Here is a 16290-nt window from a genome sequence, read left to right as displayed (position 1 = left end):
TTTATATAAGTATATTTGAGATTGTGGATCAAAAAGGAGTTCAGAGATGGTTAAAATTATGATTGTTGAAGATGATATGAAAATTGCGGAGCTATTATCAACATATGTTGCGAAATACGGTTACCAAGGAATTATTGTAACGGATTTTCAAAATGTGTTAGACATATTTTTAGAAGAACAACCGGAGTTAGTTTTATTAGATATTAATTTACCAAGTTTTGATGGTTACTATTGGTGTCGTCAAATTCGCGGGGTTTCCACATGTCCGATTTTATTTATTTCGGCCCGTGAAGGTACGATGGATCAAGTTATGGCGTTAGAAAATGGTGGCGATGATTTTATTCCGAAGCCGTTTCATTATGAAGTTGTAATGGCGAAAATTCGTAGTCATTTAAGACGTGCTTATGGAGACTATGCACCGAAACTAGAAGAACGAATGATTGAGCAACAAGGTCTTAGTTTATATCCCGAAAGACTTGTATTAAAACTTAGGAACCAAGAGATTGATATAACGAGAAACGAAGCCATTTTATTAGAGATGTTAATGAAAAACTATCCGCGTGTTGTGAGTAGGGAAGTATTATTAAATAAATTATGGGATAGTGAATCCTATGTTGATGACAATACATTAAGTGTAAATACAACACGTGTGCGTAAAAAGTTAAAAACGTTACAAATTGAAGGAGCAATTGAAACAATTCGTAGTGTTGGGTATAGATTACATATTACTTGGGATAATGGTATGGAAAAATGATAAGGTTATTTATACGTGATCATATACCACTTATTTGTTTTACTGCGATCCAACTACTAGCCATATTCTTAGTTTATTGGTTTGATGGGCATAATCATATTTCAACGGCATTATATGCAATGTTTTTAGGTGCTTTTTTTATGGTAAGTTATTTAGTATTTCGTTATTTTACACATCGTTCTTTTTATGAACGTTTAGCAAATCCGTTGCAATCTTTGGATGAATCTGTTCAAAAATCTGATTTTGCAGTTTTATCTACTGCTCTCCAAGATTTGCTCGAAGTACAATATCGACATTATCAAAATCAGCTCCAGTTACAAGAGAGGAAAAATAATGATCATTTAACCTTTATGAATCAGTGGATTCATCAAATGAAAACACCTTTATCTGTAATAGAATTAATTACACAAGATGAAGTGGATTCACGTTTTGAAAGTATTAATGAGGAAACAGATAGGTTGAAAAAGGGGTTAGAGATGGCACTGTATGTCGCACGTTTAGAAGCATTTACACAAGATTTTTATGTAGAAAGAGTACAACTACATAAAATAGTGAATGATTCCGTGCATGAACATAAACGCTTTTTTATTCGGAATTTTGTATACCCAGAGCTTGAAATTGATAAGAGTATTACTGTAGAAAGTGATGCGAAGTGGTTACAATTTTTAATTGGACAAATAATATCGAATGCGATTAAATATTCATCAGGTAGTAGAGAAAAGATTAAAGTGAAAGCACGTAAGGAAGGTAATACAGTTGTACTTGAAATTACCGATAGTGGCGTAGGGATACCGAAGCAAGATTTACCAAGAGTATTCAAACCCTTCTTTACAGGAGAAAACGGTAGAGATTTTAAAGAATCAACTGGAATGGGGCTCTATCTTGTATATGAAATTACGAAACAATTAGGGCATAGTGTAGAAATCCATTCAGAAGTTGATAAAGGTACCGTTGTACGAATAATATTTTTTAATGTGTAACAAGTGAACAAGGCTAAAGAACTTTGGAGATAAGTTTTTTAGCCTTGTTTTGTACCACTTGGGAATAAAGAATTATTTACCTAAGAGAAGTAAAAGCGAATTGTTTATTATTCGGTTATGGTAGGGGGATTGAAATGGATATTCGTAAAATGAGATATTTCATAACAGTGGCAGAAGAATTAAACTTTAGTCGTGCAGCAGAACGGCTTAGGATGGCACAACCTCCTTTAAGCCAAGAAATTCGTAAATTAGAAGATGAATTGGGCGTTCAACTTTTTCATCGAACGAAAAGAATGGTTGAACTTACGGATGCTGGAAAAATATTTTTAGAAGGTGCGCGGCAAACGTTGCTTCAAGTAGGTAGAACTATTAAAGAAACACAGCTTGTGGATGAAGGGAAGACAGGACATTTAATCATCGGTTTTGTCGATTCTACAGAAACCGTTATAGACATATTAAAAACATTTCGAGAACGGTTTCCTAAAATTCAGCTTATATTACGTGAGATGACAACAGACCAGCAAATAAAAGCGCTATATGAAAAACAAATTCATATTGGATTTATTCGTTCCAAGCAGAATAATGAAATATTAGTTTCCGAAGTTTGTTCTGAGGAATGTTTAAAATTGGTTTTGCATGAAGATCATCCTTTAGTTTCGTTACGTAACATTTCAATCAAATCATTAATTGATGAACCATTTATTTTATTTCCCCGTCATTTCGGTACAAACTTTTATGATTTAATTATTAGTTACTTTTGGGAGCATGGAGTCAGCTTAAATATTGTTCAAGAAGCGATTCAAATGCAAACGATTGTGAATTTAGTTGCTACAGGGATGGGGATTTCTGTAGTTCCATCATCGGTGGAAAGCTATAAAAAATCGGGTGTCATGTATAAAGACATTCAAGAAAATACACCGAAAATAAATTTATATGTTGGATGGAGACAAGATGAAAAATCTGTCGTATTAGAGAACTTCTTAACAGTTGTTAGAGAGGTTTATACGACTTCACAATTTGAATTTGAAAAGTAAAGGCCCATCTTGATGGGATGGGCAGGGGGAAAGTTGGATAGGAAAACTTCTATTTTTATTTTAAAGTCAGACTACAAAGATATTTTGTGGTTTTTAAAAAGGAATTCACTGATGTTTCAACCTGTTTTACTCGGATCGTACTCAATGAAACCTTTTAGTACACTATCAATCTGATCCATAATTTCAGGTTGCAATTTAACACTAGAAGCAATTACGTTTTCTCTTATTTGCTCAGGATTTGAAGCGCCAATAATTGCAGAGGAAACAGCTGGATTTTGTAGTACCCAAGCAACTGCGAGTTGTGGTAGGGTAAGATTAGTTTCTTGCGCGATCGGATTAAGTTTCTGAATTGCAGTGAGTACATCATCACTCATCCAACGTTGCACGAGTTTGTGGAAAAATGGTTTACCAGCATCTGAATTAGCACGTGATTGAGTCGGTATTGGTTTACCTGGTTGATATTTTCCAGAGAGAATACCTTGTGCGAGGGGAGACCATACAACTTGACCAAGTCCCTCACGTTGACACGTTGGTATTACATCAGTTTCGATAACTCGCCATAACATCGAGTATTGAGGTTGGCTAGCGATGAGTGGAATTTTCAATTCTCGTGCAAGCGCTGCACCGCGGGTGATTTGTTCCGATGTCCATTCACTTACGCCTAAGTAAAGGACTTTACCTTGTCTTACAAGATCAGCAAAAGCTAACATCGTTTCCTCAAGGGGAGTTGTTGAGTCAAATCTATGTGCATAATAGACATCAATGTAGTCTGTCTGCAACCGCTGTAACGATGCATTGCAATTTTCTATAATATGTTTTCTCGATAATCCACGATCATTTTTTCCAGGTCCGGTCGGATGGCATACTTTTGTACAAAGTTCTATACTTTCTCGGCGTATACCTTTCAAAGATCGGCCAAGTACTTCCTCGGCTATCGTGTCCGAATAAACATCAGCAGTATCGAACGTTGTAATTCCAACATCCAGTGCGGCTTTCACACAATCATTTGCAATATCTTCATTTACTTTCCCGCCATGGTTTATCCAGTTCCCATATGCAATCTTACTTACTGTTAATCCACTGTTTCCTAGTTTGCTAAATTCCATTGTAGTATCCTCCTTTTAAAATGATATCTTTATTATAAGAACTGAAATGTAATATGTATAATATATAATTAATGATAAATTTATATAAAAATTATATAAGAGGGAGTGCTTAGAAGTTTACTACTAAGGAAACCTAAAGCCAGTAGTACTACAGATGTTGTTTGTATCTGATCGATATGAAGTGAAGATAAATAGACCTAAAAGAAAGCAATCATTTTCACAGCACGTATAATCGCATTTACTCATACAGTACTACTATGGTACAATATGGTTACTAACGACGGAAAGGAATGATCGGTGGACGATGATTAACTAATCTTATTTTTAAATGTTGAAATTCAATAAATTTCAATTTATAAAAAATAGGATTAGTCTGCCCAATTTCCTTACAACGGTATTGCTATTTATTATGCGTAATAGCTTATTTGGGTATAAATATGTTAACGACTAATCCTGCCAAATTTATTTGGGAGGATTTTTTTTATTCTCCCTTAATGAAAGGGATCGGTATTATGAAAGAACTATTAAAATTAAATGATGTGTATGTTGAAGTAAAGGAAAACACTTTGTTAGAGAAAATGAATGTTACAGTAAGACAAGGGGATGTTATCGGATTAATCGGCAAAAATGGTGCTGGTAAATCAACATTACTTCAATTAATAAATGAGAAGATTGAGCCATCAAAAGGGAATGTTGAATGGCAGCAAATGAATATGACAACGGCATATGTTGAACAAGAAATAGAATCTTTTATTAGTAATGATATGATTGCAAAAGAAGCAGAACTTCTTGCGAAATGGAGCGTGCCAACGAATGATTTTCATACTTTAAGTGGTGGTGAAAAGCTGAAAGTTCGACTAGCAAAAGGATTTGCCGAAAATCCCAATTTATTAATATTAGACGAACCGACAAATCATTTAGATGAGATGAGTACGGAATTTCTCATTAAGCAAATAAAAAATATGAATGGTACAGTTATCGTCGTATCGCATGATCGATACTTTTTAGATGTTGTCGCAACGAAAATATGGTCAATTGAGGAAAAGAAACTAATTGAGCATAGCGGTAATTATACGAGTTACATGAAAGCACGTGAGCATACAAGAATGACGCAGCAACGTGAATATGAAAAACAACAAAAAAAGATAGAACAAGTAGAAACACATATAAAAGAATTAAGTTCATGGTCACAAAAGGCACACGCACAGTCTACAAAACAAGAAGGAGTTAAAGAGTTTTATCGTGTAAAAGCGAAGCGAATGGATGCGCAAGTGAAGTCAAAACGAAAACGTCTCGAAAAAGAGCTGGAGAAAACGAAAGTAGAACGTGTGAAAGAAGAGTATTCAGTGGAGTTCTCTATTCAAGCGAATAAAAAAGTAGGAAAACGCTTTTTAGAAGTAAAGAAATTAAAAAAAGACTTTCATGGAAAGACATTATTTGAAAACGTTAATTTTACAATCCAGCACGGTGAGAAGGTTGCGATTGTTGGACCAAACGGTAGCGGAAAAACAACATTACTGAAGATGATTATGGGAACGGAAACTGTACAAGGAGAAGTATGGATTTCACCATCTGCAAACATCGGTTATTTAACACAAGAAGTATTTGATTTACCACTGGATAAAACACCAGAAGATTTATTTTTTAAAGAGACATTTGAAGAAAGAGGAAAAGTCCAAAATTTAATGAAACATTTAGGATTCCAAGCTTCTCAATGGAAAGAGCCGATTGAGCATATGAGTATGGGGGAACGAGTAAAATGCAAGTTAATGACTTATATTTTAGAGGAAAAAGATGTACTTATTTTAGATGAACCGACGAATCACCTTGACCTCCCTTCACGTGAACAGCTTGAAAATACATTAGCTGAGTATAATGGAACACTCGTTATCGTTTCTCACGATCGATATTTTCTGGAGAAAACAACTAACACAAAACTTGTCTTTTTAAACAATACGATACAAAAGCAGCTAGAAGAACCTACGAAAACAAGAGATGAAATTGAAGAGATTCGTTTAACATTAGAAACAGAGAGACAAGAAGTATTAGGTAAATTAAGCTTTTTGACTTCTAACGATAAAGAATATAAAGAACTTGATGAACGATTTATAGAACTTACGAAGCAGATTAAGGCGCTTTAATGTAATTAAGGGGGATTAACATGGGAGAAGAGAGTTCGACTAATTTATTTAGAATAGACTGTGGAGATATATACTTGCAAGAGTTTACTGTGAAAGATGCGGAGAGTATTTATAAAATATCGAATCAACCGGAAATAGAACAGTTTTTACCAGACTGGAAATCAACGAAAGAACAAAGGGTTAATTGGGTTGCAAATTATGAAATACCAGAAAATAAAGCATTTCTTAATGCAGTGAGAACTACGACTAACATAGATGATCACATATTAAGACTAGGAATATTTAAGAAAACCACAAATGAATTTATTGGATGGTGCTGCACAGGTATGAAAGATGAGCTTCCTGCACCGAACAGAGAAATTATGTATGCTGTTTCAAGTGAATATCATAATAATGGCTATGCAACGAGAGCGACAAAAGGCTTGATCGGCTATTTGTTTGAAAATACAAATGTGGATGTCCTTAACGCAATTGCATTAATAAACAACGCACCATCAAATAGAGTTATTGAAAAATGTGGATTTACTTATATAAGCCAACAGACGATAGAAAACCAACTATATAATCATTATTTATTGAGCAAATCAGAGTGGATAAAAAATATCGCTCTTTAAAAGGAGTTATAATGGAATGAAATGATTTTAAAAAAGCTTAGAGCTAAAGCTCTAAGCTTTTTTATGTACTATTTACTTTTGGATTATACTTATGAATTATAAGTTATTATTCATCGTTTTGAAGTTCTATAGTTATTCTTTATAATATATTTTATGTTGCTAATAAAGAATACAAGGAATACAGCAACTTTTAATGATGATAATTGTTTCTTAAACTCACTTTTATTTATATATTTAATAGGTTTACAAGGTGTCCTGGCAACCAGAAATAAGTAGTATTGTATTTCATACTACTATATAGATATTATAAGATGAATAATCGTTAATTATAGTTTGAAAATAGGTTTGTTATCAGTTTTTTCAGAAATCTTACAAGCGTGTAAGATAAATGAAAGATGAATCAATATGTGCTATAAGACAATTCATTTACACTATATTGTGAGAAGTGCAAATGAAGGGAGAATATAAATGGAAATTCTACATGCAAAAAGTATTAGTAAAGTATATAAAGGGAAAGTACCTTTTAAAGCATTGGTAGATATTGATTTATCAATTCAAGAAGGTGAATTTATAGGGATTATGGGGCCATCAGGGAGCGGGAAAACAACGTTATTAAATATGGTATCTACTATCGACTCTCCAACATCGGGAGAAATATTAATAAATGGTACAAATCCTTTCCAGTTGACATCAGATAATTTGGCTTTATTCCGTAGGAAACAATTAGGATTTGTTTTTCAATCATTTAATTTACTTAGCACACTTACAGTAAAGGAAAATATCGTATTGCCGATGACATTAGATGGTGTTTCTGTACAAGAAATGAACAAACGAGTTGAAGAAATTGCAGAGAAATTAAATATTACAGATATATTGAGTAAAAGAACTTTTGAAATTTCAGGGGGGCAAGCTCAAAGAACAGCAATTGCTCGTGCAATTGTTCATAAGCCTCAATTATTACTTGCAGATGAACCAACAGGGAATTTAGACTCTAAATCTTCAAATGATGTAATGGAGATGCTAGATACTTTAAATAAAGAAGAAAAAGCTACGATGATGTTAGTTACACATGATCCGTATGCAGCGAGTTTTTGCAGCAGAGTTATCTTTATTAAAGATGGTCAATTATATAACGAAATTTATTGCGGTGACAGCAGGCAAGCCTTTTATCAAAAGATTATGGATGTCCTTTCTTTGTTAGGAGGGAAAAGGCATGACTTTTCGTCAGTTCGCATTTAATAATATTTTTCGTAATAAGCGTACATACGCTGCCCATTTTTTAAGTTGTGCATTTTCTATTATGATTTTCTTTACGTATGCCCTTTTATTATTTCATCCTGATTTACAAGGGGAATTAAAATCGACGAGTACAACAATAAGTGCATTTGGAACATTAGGATTTACAATTTCGCAAGGCTTGATTTTTGTATTTTCATTTTTCTTTATTTTATATTCAGTAAGTTCATTTTTAAAAACACGTAAGAAAGAATTTGGCATTTTAATGATGCAAGGAATGTCAATGAGGCAGCTTAAGAAATTATTATTAATTGAAAATATGTTAATTGGACTTGGGTCAATTTGTATAGGGATTTTCATCGGACTCATATTTTCTAAACTAGTGTTATTGATAAGCGCAAGTGTATTAATGATTAGTAATGGTTTACCTTTTTATATACCAGTGCAGGCGGTATTATTAACATTCATCACATTTCTTTTATTATTTTTAATTGTTTCGCTTGTTACTTTTAAAATGATAAAAGTAACGGAACTTGTGGAACTTATTCAAGCAGAGGAAAAGCCAAAGCCTGAACCGAAAGCTTCAATTCTATTATCGCTACTTTCTTTAATTAGTGTAGGCTATGGATATATTTCAGTATTTCGCTTTATCCCAAGTACTAATTTTATTACGCTCGGAATGGGTGTACTTCTAGTTATTATAGGAACGTACTTTTTATATACACAGTGTAGCGTGTATATATTGTATCTTGCTAAAAGAAGTGAATCATTCTTTTTAAAGCGAACAAATATATTAACATTTTCAGAACTAATTTACCGTATGAAAGATAACGCAACGATGTTTTTCATTGTATCTATTATTTCAGCAGTTGCATTTACAGCAATCGGTACAACAGCTGCTCTTGGTAATAGGAATTTAGTATGGATGACAAACCCATATACATTTCTGTATGAAAGCTCTGAAAACAACAAATTGGTAGATAAACATCTCTCTATTATAAAAAAACATCTTGAGGATGCAAATATTCCGTACCGAATGGCTTCATCTTCAAATAAATTTACAGAAAGTAACGTAAATGTATTGAAATTAAGTGAATATAACGAACTTACGAGAGCACTCGGGTACCAACAAGAAACGATTGAAAAAGAAGATGAAATTTTACTAATCCCTGGGAGGGTGTCACAAAAACAAGAATTTAAAAATGGTGACTATAAAAAAAATATTGAAGTCATTCAAGGAGATTGGACAAAGACATTTCGTGTGAAAAAAACTGTGGGAAATTTAGTTTTACCACATGATCCTAGTAGTATTTATATTGCTGTTCAAGATCATGTGTATGATGAAATTCCTCATACAAGTAATCCAAAAGATGAAAATATTCAACATCGTACTTACGGATTTGTTGTAGATGATTGGATAAAAACGAAAGAGATTTCAAATCAATTAAAGAATGTATTCGATAAAGATCTTAGGGACAGAGATTTCTACTTTGAAGCTTTAACATTAAACTTGTTGGAGGCAAAACAAAAGAATGGTTTATTACTTATGGCAAGTATTTTAGTCGGAATCGTTTTCTTTACATTTGCTGCTAGTTTTATTTATTTCCGATTATATACTGATTTGGATCGCGATCAACAGCAATATAAAATGATTTCGAAAATGGGATTAAGTAAACGAGAATTAAAAAAAATTGTAACGAGACAGTTAGTATTAATGTTCTTCTTACCGATTATCATTGCAGTGATTCATACTGTAGTTGCGTATACGGCACTGCAACAATTAGTCGATTTTTCTATTTTAAATAGCTCGATCGTTATTTTAATTTCATTTATATGTATACAAGTTTTATATTTCTTTATAACTCGTTGGCGTTACCTACAAAAGCTTTATAAAGTTATGGAGCAATAGAGTTTATTAGCTTGTAAGACTACATTAAAGTATGTGGAAAAAATGAACTGTATGATGAAAGGAAACGCGATGAAAAGAACTTTAACTATTTTTATGTTAACGATACTACTTTTAATAAGTTTTAGTGCATGCTCTAAAAAGGAAAATCCATTTCCTGCAAACGGTTTATTAATCATTGGAGATGAAAATAAAATTTCACCAATTATTAATCGTTATCAAGAAATTACGAAAGAAAATGAAGTGTTTTCTGTGAAAAAAGGTAAAGTTGGAAATGGACAGGTATTAATTTTAAATGAATCTACAGCACAAGCATTGATTAAAGAAAAAGTTTTTCGTAAACGAGATAATGGCTCCAATTATATTATAGATACGTTACCGAAATTCCCAAAAGAAGGTTCGCTGTTGTTTACACATGAAGACGAAAAGAATATGAAAAGTATTGAATTAGAAGGAAAAGAGATTCCAGTTTCATACGATAGTGACGCTTGGATAGGTAACACTCGTAAATATCCAACGCAATGGTATGTGATTGTAGCACAAAATAGTGTGTATAAAGAAATAAAGGTAAATGAAACGAAAATGCACCTTCTTCATCTGAAAAAATCTTTAGGAGATGAAAAACCTAAAATGTCGACAGATAATACATTGGTTAATGAAAATGTCAAAGTAACAAGGCTAATTAAAGGTTTGGAAGGAGAAGTATCTTTTCAATTTGTAACGATTGGAGAAAAATCTTAAAAAAGAGTTCAAGGTTGATAAAAACTTTATCAATCTTGAACTCTTTTTAGTTTATAGACCAATCAAATATTATGCTTTACATTACTTCATCTAATCGGGCCTCACTCGTTTCTTCAATCGTATTTGAATTTTGAACTGAATTATTTTGAGCTTCTTTTTCTTTACGAGACTTTTGTAGCATTTCAAGGATGATCCATAAAGGAACACCTTTATCCTTTAACATCTTCCATAAATCTAATTCGTTAAATTTATGCTCAGGCTGTTTCATTTCTTTTTCAGAGGAACGAATATCGAACTTGATAGGATCATCCGCTTTCTTACCTTCAAGTTTAGTAGAAGAGAGAGTATTATGCTCAAGAATAGATGGAGTTATTTTAGTAGGTTGAGATAATGTATGAATGTTTGATTCAATTTGCATGCTTTTTCCTCCTTTTCGAGTAATGAAATAAGTTTTCTTATGATTATTAAATCCATTTGACATGAGGAAACTATATTCAATTATAAATTCAAATAATCAGATTTACAAGTTGTATTGTAAAAAGTAAATGTTTCCTTGAATTAATATTTATCAACATTTGTGTATGTTGTCTATATATACAACGTATATAAAATACTTTACATTATGTTTAAGTTAAAAACTGATTGTGCCAATCTTTTTCACAGAAAAATGAAAGCGTTTAATTAGGGGGGAGAAAGTATGGGGAAGTTATTTTTAAAAGTATGTTTTTTTACATTAGTGACTGTTTGTTCATTCGCAGCGAAAACAACATACGCTGAAGAGAGACAACAAAATAATTATCCTATCATTTTAGTGAATGGATTTGCTGGATGGGGTAGAGAGGAAATGCTAGGGGTAAAATATTGGGGTGGTGTTCATGATATACAAGAAGATTTAAAAAGAAATGGTTATACAGTACATACTGCAGCTGTTGGGCCAGTTTCTAGTAACTGGGACCGTGCATGTGAATTATACGCGCAAATTAACGGTGGAACAGTAGACTACGGCGCGGCGCATGCTGAGAAACATGGACATAATCGTTTTGGTAGAACTTATAGTGGATTTGCACCGAATTGGAGTGAAACAAATAAAGTTCATTTAGTTGGGCATAGTATGGGTGGACAAACGACAAGAACATTAGTGCAGTTATTAAAAGAAGGCAGTTATGAAGAAAAAAATCATGTGAAAAATCATCCGAACGCAAAGATATCACCACTATTTGAAGGCGGTAAATCGTATGTTCATAGTGTTACAACTTTAGCAACTCCTCATAATGGGACAACACTTGCAGACGGGAGTCTTCTATTGCCATTCGTTAAAGATTTTCTCATTACAGCTGCGAGTTTAGGAGGAAACAATAATTTATCATTATATGATTTTAAATTGGATCAATGGGGTATGAAAAAATATGCTGGAGAGTCCTTTTTCCAATATACTGATCGTATTTTAAATAGTTCAATTTGGGAGAATACAAAAGATATTAGTCAATGGGATTTAAGTACTGATGGAGCAAAGGAGTTAAATAATTGGGTAAAGACGCAATCGGATGTATATTACTTATCCTATAGTGGACATGCATCGCAAGCAGCACCTATAACAGGTTTGCATCTACCGCATATAACAATGAATAAAGTGCTAATGGGGAATGCATTCTTCTTAGGCTCTTATGCAAGATATGAAGAAAACCGACCATTAATAGATACTTCTTGGTGGCAAAACGATGGTGTAGTAAATACAAATTCTATGATTGCGCCTGCGTCTAATACTTTTGTAAATAATAATGAGTCTTTACAAATTGGAAAATGGAATCATATTGAAACGAAAGCAAATTGGGACCATCTTGATATGGTAGGGCTTAGTGTTTCAGACACGTTAGGTTTTTCTAACATTCAAGAGTTTTATAGAACAATTGTTGGAAAATTATCACGTCTACCGAAATAGATAATATAAAGCGCTCTCGATGGAATTCGAGGGCGCTTTATATTATATTGAAAGAGGGATTTGGTATAAAGATATGGGGGGATATTATGAAAATTCAAATTGTATTATCAGGATACGGGACAGTAGGAAGAGAGTTTATAAAATTATTAAATGAAAAATATTTATATATAAATGAAACATATGGAATTGACTTAGTTGTTAGTGGAGTGATAGGAAGAAATATTGCAATACATAACGGGAAAGGTTTGCAGATTAATGATTTATTGACGTATGGTGATGGTTCTGCTGCAATTGAAAAATATATCGAACATTATCCAGAGGAACGCGGAACGATTAATATAAATGGTACTGTATTGGTTGAATCAACTGCTACAAATCTTAAAAATGGAAATCCAGGGAAACAGTATATGAAACAAGCTATTGAAAAACAAATGGATATAGTAGCTATTTCAAAAGGTGCACTTGTTACAGCTTGGAGTGAACTGAATACAGCAGCACGTATTTCAGGCTCACGCATTCGATATAGCGGTGCAACTGCCGCTGCGTTACCGACATTAGACATAGGACAACTAAGTTTAGCAGGTTGCCATATTGAAAAAATAGAAGGAATATTGAACGGGACAACAAATTATATTCTTACAAAGATGCATGAAGAATATAAGACGTTTGAAGAAGCATTGCAAGAAGCACAAAATAAAGGAATTGCGGAGACTAACCCGTTATTAGATATAAGCGGGATGGATAGCGCTTGTAAATTATTATTTTTGACGAATAGTTTAATGGGAAACGATTATTCACTCAAAGATATAAAAATAAACGGAATAGAGCACGTTACAACGCAACAAATTCAAAATGCAAAGAAACAAAATAAATCAATTAAATTAATTGCATCAGCATATAAAGATGATAATGGAAAAGTAAACCTTAGTGTACAACCTTGTAATTTAGAGAAAGAACATCCGTTAGCAAATATAAATGGCACGGAAAAAGGAATTACGTTCTTTACAGATACAATGGGACAAGTCACTACAATTGGTGGAGCTTCTAATCCACGCGGAGCTGCAGCTGCTGCTTTAAAAGATGTAATCAATTTATATCGAAATGATTTATAGGCTTTATAACCGTACCGCTATTAATAAAAAATACATATGTAGTGGACCTTTTGAGAATGAAATAAATATGCAAAAATAATTGCAGGGGGTAAGAAATTGTTTAAAGATTTTAAAGTTGTAAAAGATCGTCCCGTTTATATTCAATTAAAGGATTATTTAAAAAAGATGATTATGAAAGGGCATTTGTTGGGGGACCAAAAAATCCCATCAACAAGGGAACTGAGTGAATTATTATCAGTGAGCAGAAATACAGTACTCTCTGCATATGCGGATTTAGAACAAGAAGGACTCATTTATGCAGTTAAAGGAAAAGGAAATTTCGTTGCGAAGGTGGATATAAGTAACACCTCGTCTGTTGAAATAGATTGGAAAAATAAACTTAATACAGTTACCACATTAGCGGATGAATTAGACTTAATGAAGCATGGAGTTCGCTGGGAAAAAGGAATGATTGTTTTTAATAGTATAGCCCCGGACGAAAAGCTATTTGATGTTGAAAATTTCAAAAGAGCTTTTCTTACTCGTATGTCCATTGAAGGGGATATCGTATTGAACTACGGATATGCAAAAGGTTATAGACCGTTAATGAATTATTTACTTCATTACATGGAAATGAAAGGTGTAGATATTTCGAACAAAGATATTCTAATTACAAATGGATTTACAGAAGGATTAGATATTGTGTTATCTTCTTTATCGAAGAAATCAGGGCGTGTTATTTGTGAGAACCCAACTCACCATGCTGCATTGAAGCTTTTTCGTTTACATGGACTTGAAGTTCATGGAATTAATATGAATGATGATGGTATTGATACGAATGAAGTAGAAAAAAGTTTGCGTGAAAAGGATTTTGATTTCGCGTATTTAATCCCTTCTTATCATAATCCAACTGGTATTGTTACGAGTTCGGAGAAAAGAACGGAATTGATGAGGTTATTTTCAAAATACAAGATCCCTATTATAGAGGATGGGTTTAATGAAGAATTACGTTATTCGGGTTCACATTTATCGCCATTATTAACTTTTGCAGGGGCTGGTAATAATGTGATTTATATTAGTAGCTTTTCAAAGGTACTTTTCCCTGGTTTACGTGTAGGTTGGATCATTGCAGATAAAGAACTGATACATTATTTAGAAAGTGTTAAAAGAGCCAGAACCATTCACACATCTACGTTAGATCAAGCTGTTCTGTTTCAATATTTACATGAAGGATATTTTGAAAAATATTTAAAAAAAGCAAGATCTGTTTATAAGAAAAAATATGAGTTAGCTGTTGGGGCGTGTAATCAGTACATTCCGTTTAAAAGAATGACTGGAGACGGTGGACTTCATTTGTTTATAGAGTTGGAAGAAAAAATTCAAGCCCGCACACTTTTACAAAAGTGTTATGAGAAAGGAGTTACGTTTTCTCCTGGTGATGTTTTTTACTCTGATGGAGGAGGAGCGAACACATTCCGATTAGGATTTTCACGTTTGAAAGAACAGGAAATTGTTAGAGGGATTCAAATAATTGGTGAAACTTTAAAAAATGAAACTTGGAGTTGAGAAAATGAGAATTGGCGTTATTATGGGAGGAGTATCCTCTGAAAAACAAGTATCAATTATGACTGGGAATGAAATGATTGCACATTTAGATAAGAGTAAATATGAAATCGTTCCAATTACGTTAAATGAAAAAATGGATTTAATTGAAAAAGCGAAAGACATTGATTTTGCATTGCTAGCATTACACGGAAAGTACGGAGAAGATGGTACAGTTCAAGGGACGCTAGAGAGTTTAGGTATTCCTTATAGCGGTAGCAATATGTTATCTAGCGGTATATGTATGGACAAAAATATTTCGAAAAAGATTTTGCGTTATGAAGGAGTAGAAACACCAGATTGGATTGAACTTACAAAAATGGAGGATCTAAAGCTTGAGGAGTTAGATAAATTAGGATTTCCGTTAGTGGTAAAACCAAACTCTGGCGGCTCAAGTGTTGGAGTTAAGATTGTCTATGATAAAAATGAATTAATCTCTATGCTGGAAACTGTATTCGAATGGGATTCTGAAGTAGTAATTGAGAAGTATATAAAAGGTGACGAGATTACATGTTCAATTTTTGATGGGCAACAGTTACCTATCATTTCGATTCGACATGCTGCTGTGTTCTTTGACTATAATGCAAAATATGATGATACTAGTACAGTTGAAGAAGTTATTGAACTTCCAGCTGAAATAAAGGAACGTGTAAATAAAGCGTCACTGGCTTGTTATAAAGCATTAAAATGTAGTGTTTATGCAAGGGTTGATATGATGGTGAAGGAAGGAATTCCATATGTAATGGAAGTTAATACATTACCAGGGATGACACAATCAAGTTTACTACCAAAAAGTGCGGAAGCAGCGGGAATTAATTATAGCAAACTATTAGATATGATAATTGAAACTTCATTAAAAGTAAGGAAAGAAGAAGGTTTTTAAGATAGTTATATAATTAATTCTTTTGACAGTTCCATGAATTATGCTATGATAATTACAATACGACAACTAAATATTTATCCACTAGGGGGGCCTTTTATAGGCTGAGATCAGATGAAATTTTGAGACTCTTAGTACCTGATCTGGTTAATGCCAGCGTAGGGAAGTGGGAAAGACGTTGCTATTTAACGAATATATGCTGTCAATTTCACTTTCTTTACGCCTGTAAAGAAAGTTTTTTTATTTTACAGCTTTAATAATTGTGG

The 16290-nt window shown here is 33.1% G+C and carries 14 protein-coding genes and 1 riboswitch; of the genes, 12 read left to right on the top strand and 2 right to left on the bottom strand.

Annotation, left to right across the window (positions count from 1 at the left end):
* The first annotated feature begins 46 nt into the window (after positions 1–46).
* From I6L50_RS19620 to I6L50_RS19610, 3 genes are all read left to right on the top strand, one after another.
* Complete coding sequence (locus I6L50_RS19620; RefSeq protein WP_002127681.1) at positions 47–754, top strand: response regulator transcription factor; 708 nt, start codon at positions 47–49, stop codon at positions 752–754.
* A complete protein-coding gene (locus tag I6L50_RS19615) occupies positions 751–1734 on the top strand; it encodes a sensor histidine kinase (protein WP_219302524.1) in 984 nt (327 codons plus the stop codon). The genes I6L50_RS19620 and I6L50_RS19615 overlap by 4 nt, the downstream gene beginning before the upstream one ends.
* A 134-nt stretch (positions 1735–1868) precedes the next feature.
* Entirely contained in the window at positions 1869–2768 is a 900-nt protein-coding gene (locus I6L50_RS19610) for a LysR substrate-binding domain-containing protein (RefSeq protein ID WP_219302522.1), read from the top strand.
* A 116-nt stretch (positions 2769–2884) separates the two neighbouring features.
* Here I6L50_RS19610 and I6L50_RS19605 read toward each other — a convergent pair whose 3' ends face one another.
* Positions 2885–3874, bottom strand: coding sequence for an aldo/keto reductase family protein (locus tag I6L50_RS19605; RefSeq protein WP_219302520.1), 990 nt, complete (start codon positions 3872–3874; stop codon positions 2885–2887).
* 512 nt (positions 3875–4386) lie between these two features.
* Here I6L50_RS19605 and abc-f point away from each other — a divergent pair.
* The 5 genes from abc-f to I6L50_RS19580 all read left to right on the top strand — a co-directional run bounded on the left by abc-f (position 4387) and on the right by I6L50_RS19580 (position 10512).
* Complete coding sequence (gene abc-f, locus I6L50_RS19600) at positions 4387–6015, top strand: ribosomal protection-like ABC-F family protein (RefSeq protein WP_219302518.1); 1629 nt, start codon at positions 4387–4389, stop codon at positions 6013–6015.
* Between the two features lie 20 nt (positions 6016–6035).
* On the top strand, positions 6036–6629 hold the full coding sequence (locus I6L50_RS19595; protein ID WP_219302516.1) for a GNAT family N-acetyltransferase: 594 nt from the start codon (positions 6036–6038) through the stop codon (positions 6627–6629).
* Positions 6630–7097: 468 nt separating this feature from the next.
* The gene (locus I6L50_RS19590; protein WP_002147481.1) at positions 7098–7868 is read left to right on the top strand and encodes an ABC transporter ATP-binding protein; all 771 of its coding nucleotides are present in this window, start codon (positions 7098–7100) and stop codon (positions 7866–7868) included.
* Positions 7843–9774, top strand: coding sequence for an FtsX-like permease family protein (locus I6L50_RS19585; protein WP_113936349.1), 1932 nt, complete (start codon positions 7843–7845; stop codon positions 9772–9774). Before I6L50_RS19590 ends, I6L50_RS19585 begins: the two co-directional genes overlap by 26 nt.
* 54 nt (positions 9775–9828) lie before the next feature.
* A complete protein-coding gene (locus I6L50_RS19580; RefSeq protein ID WP_088291903.1) occupies positions 9829–10512 on the top strand; it encodes a lipoprotein BA_5634 family protein in 684 nt (227 codons plus the stop codon).
* A 76-nt stretch (positions 10513–10588) separates the two neighbouring features.
* On the opposite strand, the gene I6L50_RS19575 is transcribed toward I6L50_RS19580, so the two are convergent.
* Positions 10589–10930, bottom strand: coding sequence for a DUF3914 domain-containing protein (locus I6L50_RS19575; RefSeq protein WP_219302514.1), 342 nt, complete (start codon positions 10928–10930; stop codon positions 10589–10591).
* Positions 10931–11209: 279 nt separating this feature from the next.
* On the opposite strand from I6L50_RS19575, the gene I6L50_RS19570 reads away from it, so the two are divergent.
* From I6L50_RS19570 to ddlB, 4 genes are all read left to right on the top strand, one after another.
* Complete coding sequence (locus tag I6L50_RS19570) at positions 11210–12451, top strand: esterase/lipase family protein (protein ID WP_219302512.1); 1242 nt, start codon at positions 11210–11212, stop codon at positions 12449–12451.
* Between the two features lie 86 nt (positions 12452–12537).
* On the top strand, positions 12538–13563 hold the full coding sequence (locus tag I6L50_RS19565) for a homoserine dehydrogenase (RefSeq protein WP_219302510.1): 1026 nt from the start codon (positions 12538–12540) through the stop codon (positions 13561–13563).
* 96 nt (positions 13564–13659) lie between these two features.
* The gene (gene pdxR / locus I6L50_RS19560; RefSeq protein WP_219302508.1) at positions 13660–15108 is read left to right on the top strand and encodes a MocR-like pyridoxine biosynthesis transcription factor PdxR; all 1449 of its coding nucleotides are present in this window, start codon (positions 13660–13662) and stop codon (positions 15106–15108) included.
* 4 nt (positions 15109–15112) lie between these two features.
* The gene (ddlB, locus tag I6L50_RS19555; protein WP_002013134.1) at positions 15113–16027 is read left to right on the top strand and encodes a D-alanine--D-alanine ligase; all 915 of its coding nucleotides are present in this window, start codon (positions 15113–15115) and stop codon (positions 16025–16027) included.
* A 73-nt stretch (positions 16028–16100) separates the two neighbouring features.
* Positions 16101–16206: riboswitch (TPP riboswitch) on the top strand.
* The last annotated feature ends 84 nt before the right edge of the window (positions 16207–16290 follow it).

This window comes from Bacillus sp. FDAARGOS_1420 (assembly GCF_019344915.1).
Taxonomy (GTDB): Bacteria; Bacillota; Bacilli; order Bacillales; family Bacillaceae_G; genus Bacillus_A; species Bacillus_A mycoides.
The sequence above is the reverse complement of the archived record's forward strand: the minus strand, read 5'-3'. Positions and strand labels throughout refer to the sequence as shown.

Coding starts and splice junctions, on each gene's coding strand:
- I6L50_RS19620 (WP_002127681.1), top strand. CDS start 47: ATGGTTAAAATTATGATTGTTGAAGATGATATGAAAATTGCGGAGCTA.
- I6L50_RS19615 (WP_219302524.1), top strand. CDS start 751: ATGATAAGGTTATTTATACGTGATCATATACCACTTATTTGTTTTACT.
- I6L50_RS19610 (WP_219302522.1), top strand. CDS start 1,869: ATGGATATTCGTAAAATGAGATATTTCATAACAGTGGCAGAAGAATTA.
- I6L50_RS19605 (WP_219302520.1), bottom strand. CDS start 3,874: ATGGAATTTAGCAAACTAGGAAACAGTGGATTAACAGTAAGTAAGATT.
- abc-f (WP_219302518.1), top strand. CDS start 4,387: ATGAAAGAACTATTAAAATTAAATGATGTGTATGTTGAAGTAAAGGAA.
- I6L50_RS19595 (WP_219302516.1), top strand. CDS start 6,036: ATGGGAGAAGAGAGTTCGACTAATTTATTTAGAATAGACTGTGGAGAT.
- I6L50_RS19590 (WP_002147481.1), top strand. CDS start 7,098: ATGGAAATTCTACATGCAAAAAGTATTAGTAAAGTATATAAAGGGAAA.
- I6L50_RS19585 (WP_113936349.1), top strand. CDS start 7,843: ATGACTTTTCGTCAGTTCGCATTTAATAATATTTTTCGTAATAAGCGT.
- I6L50_RS19580 (WP_088291903.1), top strand. CDS start 9,829: ATGAAAGGAAACGCGATGAAAAGAACTTTAACTATTTTTATGTTAACG.
- I6L50_RS19575 (WP_219302514.1), bottom strand. CDS start 10,930: ATGCAAATTGAATCAAACATTCATACATTATCTCAACCTACTAAAATA.
- I6L50_RS19570 (WP_219302512.1), top strand. CDS start 11,210: ATGGGGAAGTTATTTTTAAAAGTATGTTTTTTTACATTAGTGACTGTT.
- I6L50_RS19565 (WP_219302510.1), top strand. CDS start 12,538: ATGAAAATTCAAATTGTATTATCAGGATACGGGACAGTAGGAAGAGAG.
- ddlB (WP_002013134.1), top strand. CDS start 15,113: ATGAGAATTGGCGTTATTATGGGAGGAGTATCCTCTGAAAAACAAGTA.